Below are 22,158 nucleotides of genomic sequence, written 5' to 3' on the forward strand. Positions count from 1 at the left end.
TATGCCGACCTATCGCTACCAGGCCGTCGACCTTGTCGGCAAACGCCACGCCGCCACTTTGCAGGCCGACAGCGAGCGCCATGCACGGCAGTTGTTGCGCGAGCAGGGGTTGTTCGCCAAAGACCTCAAGCGCCACGACAACGCGACCGGTCGCTCCCGTCACCAGCGCCTCAGCCGGGCGCAGCTGTGCGAGCTGACCCGCCAACTGGCAACCCTGACTGGCGCCGGTATCCCTCTGGTCGATGCGCTCGCCACACTGGAGCGGCAGTTGCGCCAGCCGGCGCTGCAAGCGGTACTGGTCGGTGTGCGCGGGGCGTTGGCCGAGGGCCTTGGGCTGGCCCGGAGTTTGGCAAGGCAGGGCGCGCCGTTCACTGGTCTCTACTGCGCGCTGGTCGAAGCCGGTGAGCGTTCCGGGCGGCTGGCGCAGGTGCTGACGCGGCTGGCAGATCACCTCGAACAGGTCCAGCGCCAGCAACACAAGGCGCGTACGGCGTTGATCTATCCGGCGGTGCTGATGGGTGTATCGCTGGCCGTAGTGGTCGGCCTGATGACCTTCGTGGTGCCCAAACTCACCGAACAATTTGCCCATTCCGGACAGAGCCTGCCGCTGGTGACCTCGATCCTCATCGGCCTCAGCCAGGGCCTGGTCAGCGCCGGGCCCTGGCTGTTGGCGGCGGTCCTGCTATTCAGCGTGATCAGCCGCTGGCTGCTGCGCAAAGCGCACTGGTGCCTGCGCCGTGATCAATGGCTGCTGCGCCTGCCGCGTGTCGGCGGCCTGCTGCAAGTGCTGGAAAGCGCGCGGCTGGCGCGCAGCCTGGCGATTCTCAGCAGCAGTGGCGTGGCCCTTCTCGAAGCGCTGCAGGTGGCCACCGAAACGGTTGGCAACCGGCGCATTCGCCAAGCCATGGAACAGGTCCGCCAGCAGGTCGAGGGCGGCACCAGCCTGCACCGGGCACTGGACGCCAGCCAACAGTTTCCGCCACTGCTGGTGAACATGGTCGGCAGCGGCGAGGCCAGCGGCACCCTGGCCGACATGCTCGAGCGCGTGGCCGACGACCAGGAGCGTGGCTTTGCCCGTCAGGTCGATACCGCGATGGCGCTGTTTGAACCTTTGATGATTCTGGTGATGGGCGGCGTGGTGCTGTTCATCGTACTGGCGGTCTTGCTGCCGATCATGCAACTCAACCAGGGCCTGCAACTGTGACAAGGAGAACCGGCAATGCAGCATCGACGTAAGCGCCAACAAGGCTTCACCCTGATGGAAATCATGGTGGTGATTTTCATCATCGGCCTGCTCATCGCCGTGGTCGCTCCGAGCGTGCTGGGCAATCAGGACAAAGCCATGCGCCAGAAGGTCATGGCCGACCTGGCAACGCTCGAGCAGGCGCTGGACATGTATCGGCTCGACAACCTGCGCTTTCCCAGCAGCGAGCAGGGCTTGGCGGCGCTGGTTACAAAACCGGTCGCCGAACCCGTCCCGCGGGCCTGGCGCAGCGACGGTTATATCCGCCGCTTGCCAGAAGACCCTTGGGGCACTCCGTACCAGTACCGCATGCCCGGCGAGCATGGTCGGGTCGACGTGTATTCGCTGGGTGCCGATGGCGTAGCGGGCGGCGAAGACCTGGATGCCGACCTGGGCAACTGGGCGCTGTGACCGATGCTCGCCCAGCGTGGCTTCAGCCTGATCGAACTGCTCGTGGTGCTGGCGATTGCCGGCTTGATGAGCGGCCTCAGTGTGGCCTGGCTCGACAGTGGCAACAGCAACGTCAGCCAGACGCTCAAGCGGCTGGCTGCACAGACCCGCGAACAAGCTGCGCTGGCGCGCCATGCCGGGCAATTGCGCGGGCTGCGTTGGAACGGCCGGCAGCCGGAGTTTGTCCGCCGCGAGGGCGACGCCTGGGTGGTCGAACCGGTGCGCCTCGGCCAGTGGCCAAAGACGCTGCGCCCGGACTGGTCCGCCAGTGCTACGCCGCAATTGCTGTTCACTCCCGAGGGCTGGGCACAGCCCGGCACGCTGCTGTGGCGCTGGCCGCAAGGCAGCCAGCGCTGGCAGTGGGGGCGCGACGGTCGCTTGCTGACCCAGGCCGCGCCGTGAAGTCGCGCCAGGTGGGCTTCACCTTGCTTGAGGTCGTGGTGGCGCTGGCCATCGCCTCGGTGCTGGCGGTGATCGCCAGTCAGGTCCTGCGCCAGCGCCTGGCGGTGCAGGAGACCGTCCAGCAGCATCGCCTCGGGCTGCTCTGCGCGCGTGAATTGCAGGCGCGCTTTGTCGTCGAGCAGTACTGGCCTGCGGCCAATCAGGGCAGCGGAGAATTGCAGCAGGGCGGGCAGACCTGCCATTGGCAACTGCAATTGCGCAGCACCGGTGTGCGTGACCTGCGCCGTGGCGAGCTGCAGTTGTTCGCAGACCGCGAGCAGCGCCTGCCGCTGGGTTTGTACAGCGTGTTTCTGGAGCGGCCATGAAGCGTCGCCAGGCAGGCTTGACCCTGATCGAGCTGATGGTCGCGCTGGCCCTGACCGCCGTGCTCGGGGTCATGCTCGCCGCGCTGGTCAACGGCTGGCTCAAAGTTCGCGAACGTCTCGACAGCACCAGCAACGAACGCGGTGTGCTGGAGTTTTGCCTGGCCCTGGAGCGGCGTTTCGACAGCCCGGTGCTGCGCCGTCTCTATGAGCAGCGCTTGCCCTTGGCCGTGCGCTGGCTCGATTGGCAACCGCAGGCGCAGCAGTTGCTCTGGGTGGCTGCCGCCGCCTGGCCGCAGGCCGAGGGCGGCTCGCGGCTGCAACGTCAGCGCCTGCGCTTCGATCCGCGCGAGCAGCAGTTGCTGTTGGAAAGTTCGGCAGACCTGTATGCCGTCGGCATGCCGCATTGGGTCGTGCGCGAGCGGTTGCCGCGGGTCAGCAGTTGGAGCGTTGTCTATTACCAGGGCGGCCGCTGGCTGGCCTGGCCTTCCGATCAACCGGCACACCCCGGCGCCGGTGTGCGGCTGCAACTGCAGCGTGATGGAGCACCTTATGTCTGTACATTCGCTTTGCCCCATGGGCTGTCCTGAAGGTGGCGCTGATGGCTGTTGATTGGCGTCGCAAGCGCAGCCCCCGGCCTTGGTTGCTGTTGCGTCCGGGCAACGTTGATCAGCCGTGGGACTGGCTGCTGGTGCAGGGTAACCAGCCGTCGCGCCACGGCAAAGGCCAGCCCCCGACCGATCTTGAGGCGCGGGTTGCGCTGATCATTCCTGCCGCGTCTTGCAGCCATTTTCACATGTCCGCGCCACCCGGCTTGAAGCGCGACGAATGGCCGCTGCTGCTTGAAGACCGACTGTTGCAGGCAGCTGATGAGGTGTTGTGTGCCTGCCTCGGGCGTTCGCCAAGGCAATTGCGCCTGGCAGTGGTCGCGCGTGCGCAGTTGCAAGACTGGCGCGAACAATGCGCGGGGTGGGCGTTGAACATCGAACGCTGCTGGACTGAGATGCAATTGCTGCCTGCGCCTGCGCCTGCTGTCGGCAGCGGCTGGCGATGGCAACGTGGCGATGGCCTCGAACTGTTGCGCGCTGTCACCGCCGATGGCCTTGAACACTGGCTGTGTTGGCCGCAGCGCCTTGGCCAGGCACCGTCCAGCCCGTGGGCCGAACTGCAGCTCAATTCACTGCAAGGTAGTTGGCCGACCCAACTGCAATGCCTCGATAGCTTGCCCGATCTGTTCGCCGCGCCGCGTCAGCGTCAGCCGCTCAAGCTGCCACGTGGCCCGTTGCGCCTGGCCGTTGCCTGTCTCGCCATGGCCACGCTGTGGGCCGGCATCTGGCTGAGCCAGCAGTGGCGCCAGGCTGAGGTGTATCGCCAGCAGGTGCTGGCCGTAACCGGCGAGCAGGCCACGCTGCGCCAGGCGAGTGTGGCACTCAAGCGCTTGGGCGAGGTGCACAGCGAGCGTCAGTTGCGCCTGCGCAAGCTGCAGGACTTGCAGGCCCAGCTGGACCTTTGGCTGGGTGAGAATCCCGGTTGGCGCCTGCAAGCGGTGCGCTTCGATGGCCAGCGCTGGCAACTGCGCCTGGACGGGGAGGGTAGTGCCCCGGACTGGCAGGCGCTAGCCAAATCCGTCGGCGCCAGCGTCGAAGTCGGCGCTGCAGGGCAGTGGCCGGTGGTGTTCGATCTGGGAGCCGCATGATGGACCGTCAATGGTTGCACCGAAACCGTATGCCGCTGGCTTGCGGCCTGATCGCGCTGTTGCTGCTGGCGCTTGCGAGCCGTACCGCGCTGGCGCACTGGGGGGAGATGCGCCAATGGCAGGCCTTGGCCGAGTCGGCGGCCAGCTTGCAGCAAGGCGCGCCGGTGAGTCTTGAGCAACTGCGCCAGTCAGCGCAGGTGCGGCAGGTCAAGCTGCTCGATGTCGAGCCGCGCGATGGCCTCTGGCAGTTGCGCGGCCAGGTGGCTGATGAGCAGCATCTGCAACAGTGGCTGGCGGCCTTGCAGGCCGATGGCGTGCAGTTGCTGCAATGGGGTTTGGAGCAAGACCCGAGCGGGCTGCGTTTCGAGCTGCAGGTGCAGCCATGAGCAAGCGCGCTGGGCTGTGGCTGGTGATGGTATTCTGCGTGAGCGTGCTGGCGCAACTGCCCGCCAGCTGGGTCGTCAGTGGCCTGGGCCTACCTGCAACGGGGGTTGCCGGCAGCATCTGGCAGGGCCAGGCGACGCAGTGGGGGCAGCTTGGGTTGGTACGTTGGCACTTGCAGCCGTGGCGCATCAGCGGGCAGGTGCAGGCGGGCTTTCAAGGCCAGGACTGGCAGGCACAGGTGTCCGGCTGGCCCTGGGCGTGGCGGGCAGAGCTGGCCGCGCTTGGCGCGCAGGCACGGGTGCCGGTCGGCTACCGCCTGGTCGGGCAATGGCAGGGCGCGATAAGCATGCAGGGCTCTGGCTGGGGCTGCAGCGCGGCGCAAGGGCAACTTCAGGCACACGACCTGGCACTGGTCGAGCCATGGTCGCTGGGGCTGGGCCGGGCGACGCTGCAGATGGACTGCAGTGACGGCTGGAATCTGTCGGGAACACTGCAGGCAGACGGGCAGCACCACGGCCGTGTGGACGCTGACCTGTTGCGCCGGCAAGCTAAGATCAACCTCGCGCTGGAGCCTGACACTGGCCTGGTGCCGATCTTGCGCGGGGCGCAGTTGCTGGGCATGCAGGCATTACAGATGCAGCGCCGTGTCAGCTGGTAGCAACCCACCCGCGCAGGCCCGTCCGTTCTGAACCGAACAGGCCAGCGCAGCCCTTACTTACGTGGCGTGCGTGTGTCTTGAATACTCGATGCGAATACCTCGCTTCGATCATGCCCGCTGGTGCGCAGCAAACCCAGGTTCAAGGCATTCTCACCATCAGTGCGAGTGCTGTTCTTGATCACGTCAAGCAATGCCGTGCCCAGATCGACCGGCGAATTTGACGCATCCACAGCCACATCGCGGCGGTAGTCGCGGCCATATAGGGTCTGCTCGGTGACGGATGCAGCCTGCACCTTCCCCTGGCCTTTGCCTGACTGCAGCTTGGCACCTTCCAGTTTCAGATTGCCGCCGACGTTGAGCTGGACTTCATCGCGTCCACTCAAACTCGCTTGCTCGCTGACGGTGTCGCGCTGAACCTGCGACACGTCCAGTTTCAGCGTAGGCGACAGGCTTGGGTCGACCTTGCTGACCTGCTTGCCGAACTTGCCGGTGAGCTTGTCGCCCGCGGGACCTGCCAACGCAGCCAGGGCATTGTTGAAGCCCTGCGGATTGCGCTCGCGGCTCAAGCGCGCATCAACATCGACGCTGAGGTTGTTGACTTGGTCCTTGCGGCTGGCGACCAGTAGGTCGCCACCGATGTCGGCGTCGATGCGTCCTGCATCCAGGCGCGCGCTCAGCAAGCGACTGTCGCCGCTGCTGGTCAGGACGATGTGGTCGGCGCGCAGGTTGCTGGTGTTCCTGGTCTGGTTATCGCGTTGGTCGAGGTTGACCTTGACCCGGCCGTGCAGGCCTTGGCTGTCGAGGCTGCCGCTGGATTGGGCAAAGCCGGCGCCGGCAGTGACGGCGAGGTTGTCGCGCCGCTCGCTGTTCGATGAGCCTTCCAGCAGCAGGCCGCCGTTGTCTGCGGTGATCGCGATCTGCCCCGCCGTCGCCTGCAGCCCTTGCAGGTGCATGGCAGTTTCTTCGCGTGCGCTGCTGGCCAGGGCCAGCTTGCCGGTGGCGTCGATCTGCGCATCCACTGCCTGGCGCGAGGACTCATCCACACGACCATTGTTGAAGTGGCCGCCGACTGCGCCACCGCGGCTATCGCCTTGCTTGAGGGCCAATTCCAGGCCGCCGCCGAGGGCGTTGCCGTGGGCCTCGTGACTTGAGGTAGCGGCCTTGACCTGTAACAGCCCGGCGCTGTTCATATCGACGTTGGCGACCTTGGCCGCTCGGCTGCCGATACGTGTGCCTTCCAGCAACAGGTCGCCAGCACTGCTCAGGCTGACATCGCCCTTGGCGTCGATCTGGGCCACCTGCGCAGTCGTATCGTCGAGCGAGCGTTGCTCGCTCTTGAGATAGCCGCGCACTTCACCCCCCGTGCTGCCGGGGCGGTTGCCGCCTTTGGCCCAGGCGTTGCCCTCGATGGCATTGATCTGCTCGCTGTGCCGATCAGTGACCTGCACCAGGCTCAGTTGCCCGCCGCTGTGCAGGCTTACCCCCGCATCGCCACCGTCGAAGCGGCTGCCCTCATAGCGGCCTTCGCTGCCCAACTGAACCTGAATGCCTTGCTTGCCGTAGAGGCTGCCTGGGCGGGCCGTGTCCTTGCTGACAAGACTTGCCAGTGAGTCACCCTTGGCCGAGGCGCGCACATTGATGTCTTCGCCAGTGCTGGTGTCGACCCGCAGGTCGCCGCCATAGGCCAGGCGGTCGACCTTGCTCTGCTGCTGATCAACCGCCGCCGCCATGTGATGACGGTTGGCATCGATCTGCAGGGTGCCGGTATTGGCTCGCCATGCCGTACCTTGATCATCGATGCGATCTGCCTTGACCACCACCGAGCCACCACTCAGCTCGCTGACCTGCGCATAGCCGCGGCGCTGGTTTTCCAAGCGTTTGAGGTGCTCCACAGTCATGTCGGCGCCGGCGCTCGGGGCGACCAGCGCATCCTCCACAGAGGCCTGCTGGAAGCGCTGACCCTCACCGCCTGCGATCAGTTGCTCGATCGGCCGGGTGAGCCCGCGGTATTCCAGGCTGCCACCCAGGCTGGCGCTCCAGTCGTTACGGTTGTGCTCGCGCACTTCAGTGTCATGCACCGCCCGATTGTCGATGTGCTCGGCATCGATTTGCAGAGTATCGCCGGCAGTCACCCGTGCGGCTTCGGTGACCAGTTGCTTGCTGTTGATATGAAGGTTGCCTGTGGCCGAGAGTTCGCTGCGCTGCACCTTGCTGTCCTTTTGCTGTTGCGTATCGCGGTTGTGGTGGCCTTCGAAGGCCGCACCGAGCTTGTCGATGCCGCCGCTCAACAGCAGGCCGCCGCCGCTCTGGCTGGAGCTGTCGAGCGACTCGTGCTGATTGTGGGTGGCGCTCAGAGTGGTTTGCTCTGCGTTGATGTTCAGGTCGCCGTGGGTGGCCTTGACCTGTGAGCCGTTGACTTGCAGGTGGGCATCGCTGCGCAGGTCGACGTTGCCGGCTTGCAGCTCACTGCCCAGCTGGGTGGTGTCTTGCTGCTCATGCTGGCTGTTGACTACCTGATAGCCCAGGCCCGCCTGGTACTGGTGCGAAGCAGGCTTGCCGTCCTCAGCCTCCTGGGTCTGCTTGGCAGATGCGGTGAGGCCGCGTTGATGAGTTGAAGCCTGCTGCTGGGATCGAGACTGGGCACTGTCGATCAGCAGATCGCCCTTGGCGTCGACCTTCAACTGCTGGCCAGCCTTGAGCCTGGAGCCGTGAATGCGCATCTGCTCGGCGCTGGCCAGGTGCAGGTTGCTCTGGGCCTGCACTTCGCTGGCCTGGGCTTGTTCATGTTGCTCGGCGTCGTCCTTGCTCTTGCTTATGATGCCGAACAACTTGCTGTCGCGGCTGTGCGAGTTGGAGCTTGACTGGGTCTGCCCGCTGGTGACCTCGAGGCTGCCCTGGTCACTGTGCAGGACTGCATCGCTCTGGCTATGCACTTCACTGCCGCGGACGTTTATCGCGCCGGTGGCACTGGCGCTGACTTGGCCAGCCTGAAGGCGGCTGCCGCGGGCGGTTTCCTGATAGTCGTCGCTGTTACTGTCGCCATTCCACAGGTGTTTGCGATGGCGGATGGTTTGGTTTACCCGCGTGCTGTCGACAGCTGCGTCGATGTCCAGTTTGCCGCCGCTGGCGAGATTAATCTGGCCCTCGCTGGTTAGCGTTGCGGCAGCCATTCGCAGGTCGCCGCCCGACTGCAATTGGACCGCTTCGTCAGCCTTCAACGTGGTGCCTTGCACGGTGCGTTCGGTGGTAGTGCGGTCGCGGTTGTAAGTTTCGGTGGTCACGAACCACCAGCCTTTATCCCAGTTCTCCTGCTCGCGGGCGATGGTTTCGCGGGTAGTGGTATCCAGGGTCAGCTGTTGCCCGGCCTTGGCTTCGATACGCTTGGCCTGGCCATCAATAGCGCGCAGGGTCAAGTTGTCCCTGGCCTGCAGCCTCAACAGCCCCTGCTCACTGCGTAACGTGGCGGCCTGGCCGGGTTCACCGCTGATGAACAGATCGCCTGCCGAACCGATGCTGACGCCGTCACGGCCGTTGACCTGCACCGCGCCAACGCGCACGCCGGCACCTTCGCCAGTGCTGACTACCCGAATACGCCCTGCGTGCATCGCACCGAAGAGCTGGGCGTCGATGCTCGAAGGCGTCGCAGCCAGGTGTTCGACGACGTTACCGGTCACCGCATCGATACGATTGCGGCCAACGGTGATGTTGAGGTCGTCCTTGGCGCCGAGCTCGCCCGTGCTGTGAATCTGCGGTGCGATCAGGTCCAGCGCACCGCCGTCGTTGCGTTGGCCGCCGCTCAGCACCTGCAGCGAGCCGCTCGCCTGCAAGGTATCGAGCAGCTTCAACTGCTGGTCCTGGACCTCTGCAGTACCGACCGCGAAGCCGGCCCGGGTGGTGTTGATGAAGCTGCCGCCGTTGAGGGTGATGCCGTTGGGGTTGGCGAGGATGTAGTTGGCCGCGCGACCGAAGATTTCCTGCGGGCCTTCGATCAGCGAGGCGTTGCGGCTGACCACCTCATTGAGGATGGTCGAAGCGGCCTGACCGTGAAACTGCGGGTTGGCCGCCAGGGCGCCGGCCAGTTGCGACTGGCCCGACTGCAGCGAGTTGTTGAGCACCAGCCCGGGCTTGCCGACGTTATAGTCGATGAACTGGTTGTGCGACAGGCCACTGGCATTTGGCGGGACGATTTCGATCACCGGCACGCCATGGGCCGGGTTGATCACGGGCGTTCCACCGGGGCCGCTGCTGGGCTGCAATGCGGGTTGGGCAAGGGCTGCGCCCGTGCAGAACAGGCCGACAAACACCGCCCAGCGCAGTGTGTCTGGTTGGATCAGGGGGAGTTGCGCAAGGTTTTTCATTATTGTTTTTCTCGTGGTGGTGGGTGAATCACAGGGACAGGCTCCAATCCAGCACCCAGAATCCCGGCTCGAGGGCCTGTCGAGAACGGTCACTGGCGTACAGCGGAAATTGATAGTCGAGGCGCAAACGGCTGCCCGGCAGGCTGACCTCGACGCCAGCGGCGGCGCCGGCCAGTCGTTGCCAGGGGCTGTCGCTGGTGAGGCGGGCCCAACCCAGGTCTAGGCTGAGTTGTGGGCGTAGCTGCAAGTTGAAGGGCAGGGGTATGGCCAAGGGTTGGCTAACGCTGTTGCGCCAGACCGCGCCGCTGGCGCCGGCGACGCTGTAGGCGCGAAAACCGCGTACCGCCGAGTCGTCGCTGAGCAGCAACTGTTCGATGGCCGGCAGCACATCGCGGCTGTACTGCAGATTGAGTTCGCTCTGCCAGCGCCAGGGGCTTTGCGCTGGCCCCTGACGCACATGCAGCAGATTTGCCCGGTACTTGAGAAACTGCGCTTGTGGATGCGCGGCTGCGCTAGCCGGTGGGTCTGCGCCAAACCAGGCCAAGCCGCGGGCAATGCCGAGGTAGCCGTGCCACAGGCCTGCCTCCAGCCACAGCAGATTGACCTCGGCGTCCAGCGTGGTCAGGGTCGGGCTCTGTAGTTGCAGCAGGCTGTCGTCGAGGCGGTTCTGCAGTTGCTTGTGGTCAAGCCGCGCGCTGGCGCTGAGCATGCCGTGCTGACCGCGCCAGAGCACGCGCTCGGCGCTCACGCCCTGGAAGCGGCTAGTGCCGTTGCTGGTGTAACGGGTATCCGGGATCGGCGCTCGGTAGCTCAGCTGGCTGGCGTTGACGGCGAACGTCCACGGGCCGTAGGGCACGCTGTAATACAGGCTGGCGCCCTGGCTCTGCCCCGGTGCGTCGAATACGGCGGCGTTGAGGGTCAGGCGCAGGTCGTCGTTGACCTGCAGCGGGCTGTCGACGCCGAGGCCGAGGCTCAACCTGTGGCGACCGGTAAGGGGGCTGCCGCGGTTGTCCAGGCGGCTGTCCAGGTGCCAGCGCGAACCCACTGCGCGCGGCTCGATGAGTATCTGGGTGCCGCCCTGCAGGGTGCCCGGCAGCAGCGCGGCAGTCAGGTCGTAGGCGCGCAGCCGATTGAGTTGGTCGAGGCCTTGCTCCAGATCAGGCAAGTACAACGGCCGGCCCAGCAGATTGGGAAAGGCGCCGCGTAACGACAATGGCAGGTCGGGATCGGCAAGCCTGATCGACTCGACAAAGCCTTCGATGATGACCACCTCGAGTGGCTTGCCAGTCGCCGGTTGCCGGGCCAGGTACGGTCGACTGGCCGGATAACCGGCGCGTACATAGAGTTCGGTGATGGCCTTGAGTAGGCGATTGAGATCGGCCACGCCCGTGCAGGATGGCAGCAGCGGCCGCAGGTGTTGTTCAAGGTCGGCGCTGGAGATCTGTTTGTTGCCGGTGATGCGCACACCGGAGATCGCCCAGCACTGTTGATCAGGCGGGGCTGACGTGGTCGACTCGACAGTGCTGTCGACCCGCCCCCGGCGCTGCCACTGCTGCAAACGCTGGTGCTGCTCGATTTGCTGCAGCGCGCGTTGTTGATCACGTATCTGCTGGCTGGCGGGGTCGCTGGCGAGCGCCTCTACTGTGCCAAAAAGGCCCAGCAAGAGGGCGCAAAGGATTAGTCGACCTACACGGGGCAGGCAAGTAGGCATTGTGAACTTCCGCAACTAGGGCACGGTTTGCGTGCTTCTTTGCGGAAATTTTAAGAAGTTGGCTATTGGAAAATATGCCGTACCTTGCCGACCGGAGCGTCAGACAAGTGTGCTAATTGTGTAGGAGATTTCTTGTCAGGAGCCGGCCGCTTCAGGGCCGGATCTCGATCATGGTGCCATCCTTGACCATGCTCCATACCTCGCGCATATCGGCATTGCGCATGGCGATACAGCCCTCGGTCCAGTCCAGGGTATGGAAATACCACTCCGGGTATTCCTCATCCAGCGGCGTACCGTGGATCATGATCATGCTGCCGGCGGATACGCCTGCGCGGCGGGCTTTGGCGGCGTCGGTGATGTTTGGGTAGGAGATGTGCATGGCCAGGTTGTAGCGGTCGCTGGCCTTGCGCCAATCGAGCCAGTAGAAACCTTCCGGGGTGCGTTTGTCGCCTTCGCGCTCCTTGGCGCCCTTGGGCTGCTTGCCCAGTGAGATGCGGTAGGTCTTGAGCGGCTCGCCGCGGCTGATCAGTTGCAGGCGGCGTTCGGACTTGAGCACCAGCACCTTGTCGATCAGTGGCTGCTGGGTCTGCTGCTGCTGCTGCTGCTGCTGCGCGGGCGCCTGGGTTTGCACCTGGCCCTGGGGCTTGCGAATGATGACTTCGGTAAACGCCGCTTGCGACACCGAAGCGACACCACAGCAGATAAGGGCTAGCAACCAACGCATGAAACGGTATCCCTGCAGACTAGGTAATGGGCGGCGCAACGGTCATCGGCGCCACGTATTCATGGCCTATGGGGAAGTGCTGCTCGATGCGGTCGCGATAATAGCATTCTAGTGTGCGTGCGACTGTGCGAAAAGCCAGATGGTCCCACGGGATCTCATGCTCCTCGAACAAACGCACCTCCAGGCTTTCGACGCCGACGGCATAGTCCAGATCGGCCAGTTCGGCGCGGAAGAACAGGTGCACCTGATTGATATGCGGCAGGTCGAACAGCTGATACAGCCTCATTTCGCCGACCCTGGCGCAGGCTTCTTCGACGGTTTCGCGACGAGCGGCCTGATCGATGGTCTCGCCGTTCTCCATGAAGCCTGCGGGCAGAGTCCAGAAGCCGCGGCGCGGCTCGATAGCGCGGCGGCACAGCAGCACCTGGCTGCCATGGGTCGGTAGCACCCCGGCGACGATGTTGGGGTTTTGGTAATGGATGGTCTGGCAATGGTCGCAGACGTAGCGCAGGCGGCTGTCGCCGTCGGGGATGCGCTGGATGACCGGCTTGCCGCACGCACTGCAGAAATTCATGCTTTGCTCCCTTTATATGCGCCTATCTTGGCGCGCCTTGCCGCCCGCCAGCAAGTGCCCGTCGGCCAGGGCTTGGGTGGCCCGCAGCTTTTGGTGCATCATGCACGGCAGGCCTTGCAATCGAGAGTGCGTATGCTGGACGAGCTGTTGCGCCGAATGAGCAACCATACCCCCGCGGCCATGGCGGGTGACCGTCGTTTTCCGGAAGCGGCGGTGCTGCTGCCCATCACCCGCAGCGATGAGCCCGAGCTGGTCTTGACCCTGCGGGCCAAGGGCCTGTCGACCCATGGCGGCGAAGTGGCGTTTCCCGGTGGACGGCGTGACCCGGAAGATCCGGATCTGGTGTTCACCGCGCTGCGCGAAGCCCATGAAGAGATCGGCCTGCCGCCGGGCCTGGTGGAAGTGATCGGGCCGCTCAGCCCGCTGATTTCGCTGCATGGCCTGAAGGTGACGCCGTTCGTCGGTTTGATCCCTGACTACGTCGAATACCGGCCCAACGACGCCGAGATTGCCGCGGTGTTCAGCGTGCCGCTGGAGTTCTTCCGTCAGGACCCGCGCGACCACACCCACCGCATCGATTATCAAGGCCGCAGTTGGTATGTGCCCAGCTATCGCTATGAGGGCTACAAGATCTGGGGTTTGTCGGCGATCATGATCGTCGAACTGGTCAACCTGTTGTATGACGCAGGTATCAGCCTGCATCAGCCGCCTGAGCGTTTCATCAATATCTGAGTGGGGTCGACCCCACCAAGCCGCCGACCGTGAGGAGCCAACCATGAAGTACCGCCTGGGTGACATGCACGTAGAGACCCATCCCACCAGCTGGACGGCACCGACCGCCACGCTGATCGGCAAGGTCCGCCTGCAGGCCGGGGCCAGCGTGTGGTTTGGCGCGGTGCTGCGCGGCGACAACGAGCTGATCGACATCGGCGAGGGCAGTAATGTCCAGGACGGCACCGTAATGCACACCGACATGGGCTCGCCGCTGACCATCGGCAAGGGCGTGACCATTGGCCACAACGCCATGCTGCATGGCTGCACGGTTGGCGACCACAGCCTGATCGGCATCAACGCGGTGGTGCTCAACGGCGCGCGTATCGGCAAACACTGCATCATCGGCGCCAATGCGCTGATTGCAGAAGGCAAGGAAATCCCTGACGGCTCGTTGGTGATGGGCTCGCCGGGCAAGGTCGTGCGCGAGCTGACCGATGCGCAGAAAAGCATGCTCGAAGCCAGCGCCGCTCACTACGTGCACAACGCCGAGCGCTATGCCCGCGACCTCGCTGTGCAGGAAGACTGACATGAGCGAAGTCGAACGTCCGGTCAGCTCGCCCTGCGTGAACATCTGCGCGCTGGATGAGCAGGATATCTGCACCGGTTGCCAGCGCAGCGTGGCCGAGATCAGCCGCTGGGGGCGGATGGATAACGACGAACGCCGGCAGGTACTCAGGCTGTGCCATGAGCGGGCGCTGGCGTCCGGGATGATTGTTGGCCTGTGAGGCTGGCGTTGACTTGAAAATCAAGTAATCTGTGCGGCTTGCCCGAAGGTCGCTCACCATGTTCTATCTGCTCGCCTATATCAGCAGCGTAGTGCTGATCAACTACGCGTTTTCCAGCGCTCCGCATCTGGACGTGATCTGGTCCGCCTGGGGCGGGCTGGTGTTCATTCTGCGTGACATGGTGCAAACCCGCTTTGGCCACGGCGCGCTGGTGGCTATGCTGGCCGCGCTGGTGCTGTCGTACATCACCTCGGAACCGGCCATCGCCCTGGCCAGCGCCACCGCGTTCTTTGTCTCCGAACTGATCGACTGGCTGGTGTTCAGCATCACCAAGCGGCCGCTGCGCGATCGCCTGTGGCTGAGCTCGGCGCTGAGCATTCCGGTGGACACCTTTATCTTCTTCGGCATGATCGGCGCGTTGACGCCGCTTGTGGTCGGCACCGCCATGGCCTCCAAGTTTGCCGGCGTCAGCGCCGTGTGGTTGGCGATGACCTGGCGCGCACGCAAGGCAGCGCTGCTGCGCTGAGCGCCGCGCCTGTTGTAGAATACCGGTCCTTTTTCAGCGGGTAGCGCTCAGCCTGACGCCGCCCCGCACGCCCACGAGGACCTGAAATGACCCGTATCGGAACTCCACTGTCGCCGACCGCGACCCGTGTACTGCTGTGCGGCTGCGGCGAGCTGGGCAAAGAAGTGGTGATCGAGCTGCAGCGCCTGGGCGTCGAAGTGATCGCCGTCGACCGCTACGCCAACGCGCCGGCCATGCAGGTCGCGCACCGCAGCCACGTCATCAACATGCTTGATGGGGTTGCGCTGCGGGCAGTGATCGAGGCAGAAAAACCGCATTACATCGTCCCTGAAATCGAAGCCATCGCCACCGCGACTCTGGTCGAGCTGGAAAACGAAGGCTTCAACGTGGTGCCAACCGCACGCGCGACTCAGCTGACCATGAACCGCGAAGGCATTCGTCGCCTGGCCGCCGAAGAGCTGGACCTGCCGACCTCGCCGTACCACTTCGCCGACACCTTCGAGGACTACGCCAGCGCCGTCAATGACCTCGGCTACCCGTGCGTGGTCAAGCCGGTGATGAGTTCGTCGGGCAAGGGCCAGAGCCTGCTGCGCAGCGCCGATGACCTGCAACAGGCCTGGGACTACGCCCAGGAAGGTGGCCGCGCCGGTAAAGGTCGGGTAATCGTCGAAGGCTTTATCGACTTTGAATACGAGATCACCCTGCTGACCGTGCGCCACGTCGGTGGCACCACCTTCCTTGCGCCGGTCGGCCATCGTCAGGAGAAGGGTGACTATCAAGAGTCTTGGCAGCCACAGGCGATGAGCGCCAAGGCTTTGGCCGAGTCGCAGCGCGTCGCCCAGGCAGTTACCGATGCCCTCGGCGGGCGTGGCCTGTTTGGCGTCGAGCTGTTCGTCAAAGGCGATCAGGTGTGGTTCAGCGAAGTCTCGCCGCGCCCGCACGATACCGGCCTGGTCACCTTGATTTCCCAGGACCTGTCGCAGTTTGCCCTGCACGCGCGGGCGATCCTCGGTCTGCCGATTCCACTGGTGCGTCAGTTTGGTCCATCGGCGTCGGCGGTGATCCTGCCGCAAGGCAAGTCGCAGCAGACCAGCTTCGCCAACCTTGGCGCTGCCCTGAGCGAGCCTGACACGGCGATCCGCCTGTTCGGCAAGCCCGAAATCGACGGCCAGCGCCGCATGGGCGTGTGCCTGGCGCGTGACGAGTCGATCGAGGCCGCACGGGCCAAGGCGACCCGTTCAGCGCAGGCGGTCAAGGTCGAGTTCTGATTCAGCAATGGGGCTGCCTTGCAGCCCCAACTTCCATCAGAGGTGCGCGTTGCGCGTCTCCTTCAGGCACAGCACAGCCAGCAGGCTGATCAGCGCTGCCGCCGACACATACCCGCCAACCCAGCTCAAACCGCCCATGCTCACCAGCTTCTGGGCAAAGAACGGTGCCGCCGAGGCGCCGACAATACCGCCCAGGTTATACGCCGCCGACGCGCCGGTATAACGCACCTGAGTCGGGAACAGCTCGGGCAGCAACGCGCCCATCGGCGCGAAGGTCACGCCCATCAAGAACAGTTCGATCGCCAGAAACAGCGCCACGCCCGCGGTCGAGCCTGAGGTCAGCAGTGGCTCCATGGTAAAGCCCGACGCAATTGCCAGCAGTGCGCCGACGATCAGCACCGGTTTGCGCCCGTAGCGGTCGCTGAGCCAGGCCGACAGCGGCGTGGCCAAGGCCATGAACACCACTGCAAAGCACAGCAGGCCAAGGAAGGTCTCGCGGCTGTAGCCAAGGGTGCTCACGCCATAGCTGAGCGAGAATACCGTCGAAATGTAGAACAGCGCATAGCACACGACCATGGCTGCGGCGCCGAGCAGGGTTGGCCGCCAGTGTTTGGCAAAGACATCCACTACCGGCATCTTCACCCGCTGATTGTCGGCAATCGCCTTGGCGAACACCGGGCTCTCTTCCAGCTTGAGGCGCACATACAGACCAACCAGCACCAGTGCGGCGCTGAGCAGGAATGGGATGCGCCAGCCCCACGCGCGGAACTGCTCGTCACTCAGGCCTAGAGCGAGGCCGAGGAACAGCCCGTTGGCCGCCAGAAAACCAATCGACGGGCCAAGTTGCGGGAACATGCCGAACCAGGCGCGCTTGCCTGGCGGGGCGTTCTCTGTGGCCAGCAGTGCTGCGCCGCCCCATTCGCCACCCAGGCCCAGGCCTTGGCCAAAGCGCAGGATGCACAGGATGATCGGTGCCCACACGCCAATGCTGTCGTAGCCCGGCAGCACACCGATCAGCGTGGTCGACACGCCCATCAGCAGCAGCGAGGCAACCAGAGTCGATTTACGGCCGATCCGGTCGCCAAAATGGCCGAACAGGGCGGAACCCAACGGCCGCGCCATGAAGGCGATGCCGAAGGTCAGAAACGCCGCGAGCATCTGCGCGGTGCCCGAGCCGGACGGGAAGAACACCGGGCCGATCACCAGCGCGGCGGCGGTGGCGTAGACATAGAAGTCGTAGAACTCGATCGCGGTGCCGATAAAGCTGGCGGTAGCCACCCTCGCTGGCGAGTTGACCGGTGCTGCCGGGGTCGAATCGGAATAGGTGCTGCTGGTGGTCATCTGTGTAGATCCCTGACAGTCGAAGCTCCGTGGCCGGCGCAGGTCAGACAGGCAGCTGCGCGCGCACAGGCGCTGGAGCGAATGGTTGTGGGTCGCTCGACTGATCAAAGCCCTGGGGGTAGGCGAGGGGAGCGGGCACTGTTCAGGATGGTGAGGCAGGCGCGCGGGGTACATCAGTGGAGCGGACTGGCCGTGTGGCGCCAAATGCGGATAGCGGGCGCGACGGCAGGGCTGGGTAAGCGTGACCCGAGTATAGCTAGCGGGTCACGGTCCAGACCAGTACCTTGCTCGCACAATTGTCTTCGGTTTCAAGGATTTCCAGCCGGTAGCGGCCAATCTTCAGGCACACGGCACTGGCCGGGATGCTTTCCAGTGCCTCGGTGACCAACCCGTTGAGGGTCTTCGGCCCGCCGTCACAGGGCAGATGCCAGCCCAGGCTGCGGTTGACCTCGCGCAGCGAAGCGGCGCCTTCGATGACGAAGCGGCCGTCGGCCTGCGGATGAATGTGCGGGTTCTGCGGGCTTTGCTCGTCCTCGAACTCGCCGACGATTTCTTCGAGGATGTCTTCCAGAGTGACGATGCCCAGCACTTCGCCGTATTCATCGACCACCACGCCAAGGCGCCGTTGCTGCTTGTGAAAGTTCAGCAGCTGCATCTGCAGTGGCGTGCTTTCGGGCACGAAGTACGGCTCATAGCAGGCGGCGGTAATCGCCTCCAGGGTCAGCTCGGCGTGTGGCAGCAGATGGCTGATCAGCTTGGTGTTGAGGATTGCCTCGACCTGGTTGATGTCGTTGTGAAACACCGGCAAGCGGGTATGCCGGCTGACGATCAGTTGTTCGATGATGCGTTCGATAGAGTCGTCGAGATTGATCCCGTCGACTTCGTTGCGTGGCACCAGAATGTCGTTGACGGTGATCTCGTCAAGTGAACGCAAACCATCGAGCAGGCCGTGGCGCTGGGCTTCGAACTCGTCCTGATCGTCATCGTCGTTATTCTGTGGGTGCAGCGCAACCGCAGTCGGCGCCGGGCGGAACGGGCGCAGGATGAGCTTGGCGATACCGTCGAGCAGGCACGCCAGCGGTTGCAGCAGGGTCAGCGGCAACTTCAGCAGGTTGGCGCCAAGGCTGACGAACGCTTCCGGATTACGCCGTACCATTCGCCGCGGCAGGTATTCGGCCAGTACCAGCACCAATACCGCAGCCATCAGACCGCCCAGCCAGAAGCCGTGCTCGCCGCTGTAGCGCTGACCCAGCAGACAGCCCAGGCCAAACACCAACAGCTTGCCCAGACTGGCGCCGAGCACCAACGCCTGAGCCGGCAAGGCAGGTGCGACAGGCTCTGTGCCACGTGGTTGCGCGTTGAGTTGTTGGCGGGCGCTATCGACCGCAGTGAACAATGCCGCCCACAGCAGCGCCAGGGCCAGGCAACCCAGCAGTGGCGCATGCAACTGGACGAACAGCGGCAGACTATCCATGGACCACCGTCAGATATGCAGGATGAATTCGCGTACCAGCTTGCTGCCGAAATAGGCCAGCATCAGCAGGCAGAAACCGGCCAGGGTCCAGCGGATCGCCTTGTGCCCGCGCCAGCCCAGGCGGGTACGGCCCCACAGCAGCACGCTGAACACCACCCACGCCACGCAGGCGAGCAAGGTCTTGTGCACCAGGTGCTGGGCAAACAGGTTGTCGAGGAACAGCCAGCCCGAGATCAGTGACAGCGACAGCAGTGCCCAGCCGGCCCAGAGGAAGCCGAACAGCAGGCTTTCCATGGTTTGCAGCGGCGGGAAGTTGCGGATCAGCCCGGACGGGTGCTTGTGCTTGAGCTGGTAGTCCTGCAGCAACAGCAGCAGCGCCTGGAACACGGCGATGGTGAACAGCCCGTATGCCAGGATCGACAGCAGGATATGGGCAAGGATGCCCGGTTCTTCGTTGATCAGCGGCACTGTACCTGCGGGGGCGAACTGCGCCAGCAAGGCGGTGATCGCGCCGAGCGGGAACAGCAGGACCAGCAGGTTCTCCACCGGAATGCGCAGGCACGCCAGCAGGGTCAGGGCGATCACTGCGACGGCGATCAGGCTCGAGGCACTGAAGAAGTCCAGGCTCAGCCCCAACGGGGTGATCAGCTGGAAGAACAGCGCGCCGGCCTGGGCGATGACCGCGATCGTGCCGAGCAGACCGAGCAGGCGCTTGTCGGCACGCGTGCCCTGGGCCAGGCGCATGCTGTGGTAGATCGCAGCGGCAATATAAAGGCCGGCGGCGAGCAGATTGGGGATGAGGCTGGGTGAAGAGAGCATAAGTCCTGATAGGCAAGCCCGGGAAGATCGCGAGTTTGGCATAGAACGCGGGTGCCAAGGAAGGCCGAAGCACGGCTCTGCCGTTGATCCAGCGCAGGCCTCGCGCTGCGGGTGATTGGGCCGATGGTCCTGTACATGGTGTGCGCGGCGTCAAGTCTCCGCTATAATCGCCGGCTTGCTGTTCCCCGTGCGTGTCGATTACCGCCGGGGCGCCTGACAAATCGCGGCTTTGCCAAGCCTGAAAGGATCACCATGTTCGAAAACCTGACCGACCGCCTGTCACAGACGCTGCGCCATGTCACCGGCAAGGCCAAGCTGACCGAAGACAACATCAAGGACACGCTGCGCGAAGTGCGCATGGCGTTGCTCGAAGCCGACGTTGCGCTGCCGGTGGTCAAGGATTTCGTCAACAGCATCAAGGAACGCGCAATCGGCACCGAGGTGTCGCGCAGCCTGAGCCCGGGCCAGGCGTTCGTGAAGATCGTCCAGGCCGAACTCGAAAGCCTGATGGGCGCAGCCAACGAAGACCTTGCCCTGAACGCCGCCCCGCCCGCCGTGGTGCTGATGGCCGGCCTGCAGGGTGCGGGCAAGACCACCACCGCCGGCAAGCTGGCGCGCTTCCTTAAAGAGCGCAAGAAGAAGTCGGTGATGGTGGTGTCTGCCGACGTCTACCGTCCGGCGGCGATCAAACAGCTGGAGACCCTGGCAGGCGAAGTCGGCGTGACCTTCTTCCCGTCCGATATCAGCCAGAAGCCTGTGGCAATCGCTGAAGCGGCGATCCGCGAGGCCAAGCTCAAGTTCATCGACGTGGTCATCCTCGACACCGCCGGTCGTCTGCACATCGACAGCGACATGATGGACGAGATCAAGGCGTTGCACGCTGCGGTCAAGCCGGTTGAGACCCTGTTCGTGGTCGACGCCATGACCGGTCAGGATGCCGCCAACACCGCCAAGGCGTTTGGTGATGCGCTGCCGCTGACCGGCGTAGTGCTGACCAAAGTCGACGGTGACGCCCGTGGCGGTGCCGCGCTGTCGGTACGCTCGATCACCGGCAAGCCGATCAAGTTCATCGGTATGGGCGAGAAGAGCGACGCGCTCGAGCCGTTCCACCCTGACCGTATCGCCTCGCGCATCCTCGGCATGGGCGACGTGCTCAGCCTGATCGAGCAGGCCGAGCAGACCATCGACAAGGCCAAGGCCGACAAGCTGGCCAAGAAGCTGAAGAAGGGCAAGGGCTTCGACCTCGAAGACTTCCGCGACCAGTTGCAACAGATGAAGAACATGGGCGGCCTCGGCGGCTTGATGGACAAGCTGCCGAGCATCGGCGGGGTCAACCTGTCGCAGATGGGCAATGCCCAGGGCGCGGCCGAGAAGCAGTTCAAGCAGATGGAAGCGATGATCAACTCGATGACCCCGGCCGAGCGCCGCGATCCCGATTTGATCAGCGGTTCGCGCAAGCGCCGCATCGCCCTCGGCTCCGGCACTCAGGTGCAGGACGTCGGCCGGTTGATCAAGCAGCACAAGCAAATGCAGAAGATGATGAAGAAATTTTCCACCAAGGGCGGCATGTCGAAGATGATGCGCGGCCTTGGCGGCATGATGCCAGGTGGCGGCATGCCCAAGATGTAACCCTACTCAGGCCAGTGGCGCGAAGGCGCGGCTGGCCGGGATCCCGCTTCGGCGGGGACACCGCTGCCTTGCGAGAGGCAGCTTTATCGCAGATCGGCAGGCGGGTCTTTTTTCAGGGTGAACAACCCGGTGAAAAAAGGCATTTGCAAATGTCCGGATATTCCTTGAGAATATGCGGCCTTTCGGGCACCCGTGTGCCCGCTGTGCATCATGATTTGCAGCACCGACTACAGGAACGATGTTCAATGCTTACCATTCGTCTTGCCCGTGGCGGCTCCAAAAAGCGCCCGTTCTACCAACTGACCGTAACCGACTCGCGTAACCCGCGTGACGGCTCCCACATCGAACAGGTTGGCTTCTTCAACCCGGTCGCTCGTGGTCAGGAAGTTCGTCTGTCCGTTAAACAAGACCGCGTTGCTCACTGGTTGAGCGTTGGCGCACAGCCGTCTGAGCGTGTTGCTCAGCTGCTGAAGGAAGCTGCCAAGGCTGCTGCCTGAACAGTATGAACGCGACGCCAGAAAAGGCTGACGACCTCATCGTCGTTGGCAAGATTTTTTCGGTACACGGCGTTCGCGGCGAGGTGAAGGTTTATTCCTTTACCGATCCGATTGAAAACCTGTTGGATTACCAGAACTGGACGCTTCGGCGCGAAGGGACGGTCAAGCAGGTCGAGCTGGTCAGTGGCCGTTCCAATAAAAAGGAGCTGGTCGCCAAGCTCAAGGGCCTCGACGATCGTGACGAAGCACGTCTTCTGAGCGGTTACGAGATTTGCATCTCGCGAAGCCTTTTGCCCAACCTGACTGACGACGAGTACTACTGGTACCAGTTGCAAGGTCTGAAAGTCATCAACCAGGACGAGCATCTGTTCGGCACGGTTGATCACCTGTTGGAGACCGGCGCGAACGATGTAATGGTGGTCAAGCCTTGTGCAGGCAGCCTGGATGACCGTGAGCGTCTGTTGCCCTATACGGCGCAATGCGTGCTTGCAGTCGACCTTGAAGCCGGCGTGATGCGGGTCGAATGGGACGCGGATTTCTAAC

23 protein-coding genes are annotated in these 22,158 nt (G+C 64.0%); 16 read left to right on the forward strand and 7 right to left on the reverse strand.

The window, feature by feature from the left end; genetic code table 11:
• Position 1 precedes the first annotated feature (1 nt).
• The 8 genes from gspF to CXQ80_RS04970 are packed head-to-tail and all read left to right on the forward strand — an operon-like array spanning position 2 to position 5,195.
• Positions 2-1,204, forward strand: a complete 1,203-nt coding sequence (gspF, locus tag CXQ80_RS04935) for a type II secretion system inner membrane protein GspF (protein WP_101317053.1) — start codon at positions 2-4, stop codon at positions 1,202-1,204.
• A gap of 15 nt (positions 1,205-1,219) precedes the next feature.
• The gene (gene gspG / locus CXQ80_RS04940; RefSeq protein ID WP_101317055.1) at positions 1,220-1,654 is read left to right on the forward strand and encodes a type II secretion system major pseudopilin GspG; all 435 of its coding nucleotides are present in this window, start codon (positions 1,220-1,222) and stop codon (positions 1,652-1,654) included.
• A 3-nt stretch (positions 1,655-1,657) separates the two neighbouring features.
• Positions 1,658-2,095, forward strand: a complete 438-nt coding sequence (gene gspH, locus CXQ80_RS04945; protein WP_101317058.1) for a type II secretion system minor pseudopilin GspH — start codon at positions 1,658-1,660, stop codon at positions 2,093-2,095.
• Entirely contained in the window at positions 2,092-2,460 is a 369-nt protein-coding gene (locus CXQ80_RS04950) for a type II secretion system protein (protein ID WP_101317060.1), read from the forward strand. The genes gspH and CXQ80_RS04950 overlap by 4 nt, the downstream gene beginning before the upstream one ends.
• Positions 2,457-3,047: a Tfp pilus assembly protein FimT/FimU gene (locus CXQ80_RS04955; protein ID WP_101317062.1), complete on the forward strand. Its 591-nt coding sequence runs from the start codon at positions 2,457-2,459 to the stop codon at positions 3,045-3,047. The genes CXQ80_RS04950 and CXQ80_RS04955 overlap by 4 nt, the downstream gene beginning before the upstream one ends.
• Positions 3,048-3,058: 11 nt before the next feature.
• Entirely contained in the window at positions 3,059-4,153 is a 1,095-nt protein-coding gene (locus CXQ80_RS04960) for a GspL/Epsl periplasmic domain-containing protein (RefSeq protein WP_101317064.1), read from the forward strand.
• A complete protein-coding gene (gene gspM, locus CXQ80_RS04965) occupies positions 4,153-4,539 on the forward strand; it encodes a type II secretion system protein GspM (RefSeq protein WP_101317066.1) in 387 nt (128 codons plus the stop codon). The genes CXQ80_RS04960 and gspM overlap by 1 nt, the downstream gene beginning before the upstream one ends.
• A complete protein-coding gene (locus CXQ80_RS04970; RefSeq protein ID WP_101317068.1) occupies positions 4,536-5,195 on the forward strand; it encodes a general secretion pathway protein GspN in 660 nt (219 codons plus the stop codon). Before gspM ends, CXQ80_RS04970 begins: the two co-directional genes overlap by 4 nt.
• Positions 5,196-5,248: 53 nt before the next feature.
• On the opposite strand, the gene CXQ80_RS04975 is transcribed toward CXQ80_RS04970, so the two are convergent.
• The 4 genes from CXQ80_RS04975 to CXQ80_RS04990 all read right to left on the reverse strand — a co-directional run bounded on the left by CXQ80_RS04975 (position 5,249) and on the right by CXQ80_RS04990 (position 12,562).
• On the reverse strand, positions 5,249-9,553 hold the full coding sequence (locus CXQ80_RS04975; RefSeq protein ID WP_101317071.1) for a hemagglutinin repeat-containing protein: 4,305 nt from the start codon (positions 9,551-9,553) through the stop codon (positions 5,249-5,251).
• A 28-nt stretch (positions 9,554-9,581) separates the two neighbouring features.
• On the reverse strand, positions 9,582-11,264 hold the full coding sequence (locus tag CXQ80_RS04980; protein WP_101317073.1) for a ShlB/FhaC/HecB family hemolysin secretion/activation protein: 1,683 nt from the start codon (positions 11,262-11,264) through the stop codon (positions 9,582-9,584).
• 151 nt (positions 11,265-11,415) lie between these two features.
• Positions 11,416-11,988, reverse strand: coding sequence for a murein L,D-transpeptidase family protein (locus tag CXQ80_RS04985; RefSeq protein ID WP_101317075.1), 573 nt, complete (start codon positions 11,986-11,988; stop codon positions 11,416-11,418).
• A 19-nt stretch (positions 11,989-12,007) separates the two neighbouring features.
• Positions 12,008-12,562 (reverse strand): NUDIX hydrolase, encoded by a 555-nt coding sequence (locus CXQ80_RS04990; RefSeq protein ID WP_101317077.1) that lies wholly within the window; start codon positions 12,560-12,562, stop codon positions 12,008-12,010.
• Between the two features lie 132 nt (positions 12,563-12,694).
• Here CXQ80_RS04990 and CXQ80_RS04995 point away from each other — a divergent pair, with 132 nt between their 5' ends.
• The 5 genes from CXQ80_RS04995 (at position 12,695) to purT (ending at position 15,855) form a co-directional block, all read left to right on the forward strand.
• Positions 12,695-13,294 carry a CoA pyrophosphatase gene (locus CXQ80_RS04995; protein WP_101317079.1) on the forward strand — a complete coding sequence of 200 codons (600 nt, stop codon included), beginning with the start codon at positions 12,695-12,697 and terminating at the stop codon, positions 13,292-13,294.
• A 43-nt stretch (positions 13,295-13,337) separates the two neighbouring features.
• Complete coding sequence (locus CXQ80_RS05000; RefSeq protein ID WP_101317081.1) at positions 13,338-13,862, forward strand: gamma carbonic anhydrase family protein; 525 nt, start codon at positions 13,338-13,340, stop codon at positions 13,860-13,862.
• Between the two features lies 1 nt (position 13,863).
• Positions 13,864-14,061: a DUF1289 domain-containing protein gene (locus CXQ80_RS05005; protein ID WP_101317083.1), complete on the forward strand. Its 198-nt coding sequence runs from the start codon at positions 13,864-13,866 to the stop codon at positions 14,059-14,061.
• A gap of 58 nt (positions 14,062-14,119) precedes the next feature.
• A complete protein-coding gene (locus tag CXQ80_RS05010) occupies positions 14,120-14,587 on the forward strand; it encodes a VUT family protein (protein ID WP_101317085.1) in 468 nt (155 codons plus the stop codon).
• An 86-nt stretch (positions 14,588-14,673) separates the two neighbouring features.
• A complete protein-coding gene (gene purT, locus CXQ80_RS05015; RefSeq protein ID WP_101317087.1) occupies positions 14,674-15,855 on the forward strand; it encodes a formate-dependent phosphoribosylglycinamide formyltransferase in 1,182 nt (393 codons plus the stop codon).
• Positions 15,856-15,891: 36 nt separating this feature from the next.
• Here the strand turns inward: purT and CXQ80_RS05020 are convergent, their stop codons facing one another.
• The 3 genes from CXQ80_RS05020 to CXQ80_RS05030 form a co-directional block, all read right to left on the reverse strand.
• Positions 15,892-17,196 carry an MFS transporter gene (locus tag CXQ80_RS05020; protein WP_101317089.1) on the reverse strand — a complete coding sequence of 435 codons (1,305 nt, stop codon included), beginning with the start codon at positions 17,194-17,196 and terminating at the stop codon, positions 15,892-15,894.
• 256 nt (positions 17,197-17,452) lie between these two features.
• Positions 17,453-18,670 (reverse strand): transporter associated domain-containing protein, encoded by a 1,218-nt coding sequence (locus tag CXQ80_RS05025; protein WP_101317091.1) that lies wholly within the window; start codon positions 18,668-18,670, stop codon positions 17,453-17,455.
• 9 nt (positions 18,671-18,679) lie between these two features.
• Positions 18,680-19,489: an inner membrane protein YpjD gene (locus CXQ80_RS05030; RefSeq protein WP_101317093.1), complete on the reverse strand. Its 810-nt coding sequence runs from the start codon at positions 19,487-19,489 to the stop codon at positions 18,680-18,682.
• 252 nt (positions 19,490-19,741) lie between these two features.
• Here CXQ80_RS05030 and ffh point away from each other — a divergent pair, with 252 nt between their 5' ends.
• From ffh to rimM, 3 genes are all read left to right on the forward strand, one after another.
• Entirely contained in the window at positions 19,742-21,118 is a 1,377-nt protein-coding gene (ffh, locus tag CXQ80_RS05035; RefSeq protein ID WP_101317095.1) for a signal recognition particle protein, read from the forward strand.
• A gap of 245 nt (positions 21,119-21,363) precedes the next feature.
• Positions 21,364-21,615 carry a 30S ribosomal protein S16 gene (rpsP, locus tag CXQ80_RS05040; protein WP_101317097.1) on the forward strand — a complete coding sequence of 84 codons (252 nt, stop codon included), beginning with the start codon at positions 21,364-21,366 and terminating at the stop codon, positions 21,613-21,615.
• Between the two features lie 5 nt (positions 21,616-21,620).
• Positions 21,621-22,157 (forward strand): ribosome maturation factor RimM, encoded by a 537-nt coding sequence (gene rimM, locus CXQ80_RS05045; RefSeq protein WP_101317099.1) that lies wholly within the window; start codon positions 21,621-21,623, stop codon positions 22,155-22,157.
• Position 22,158 lies beyond the last annotated feature (1 nt).

The sequence above is a fragment of the Pseudomonas sp. 02C 26 genome (genome assembly GCF_002843585.1).
Lineage (GTDB): Bacteria > Pseudomonadota > Gammaproteobacteria > Pseudomonadales > Pseudomonadaceae > Aquipseudomonas > Aquipseudomonas shirazensis.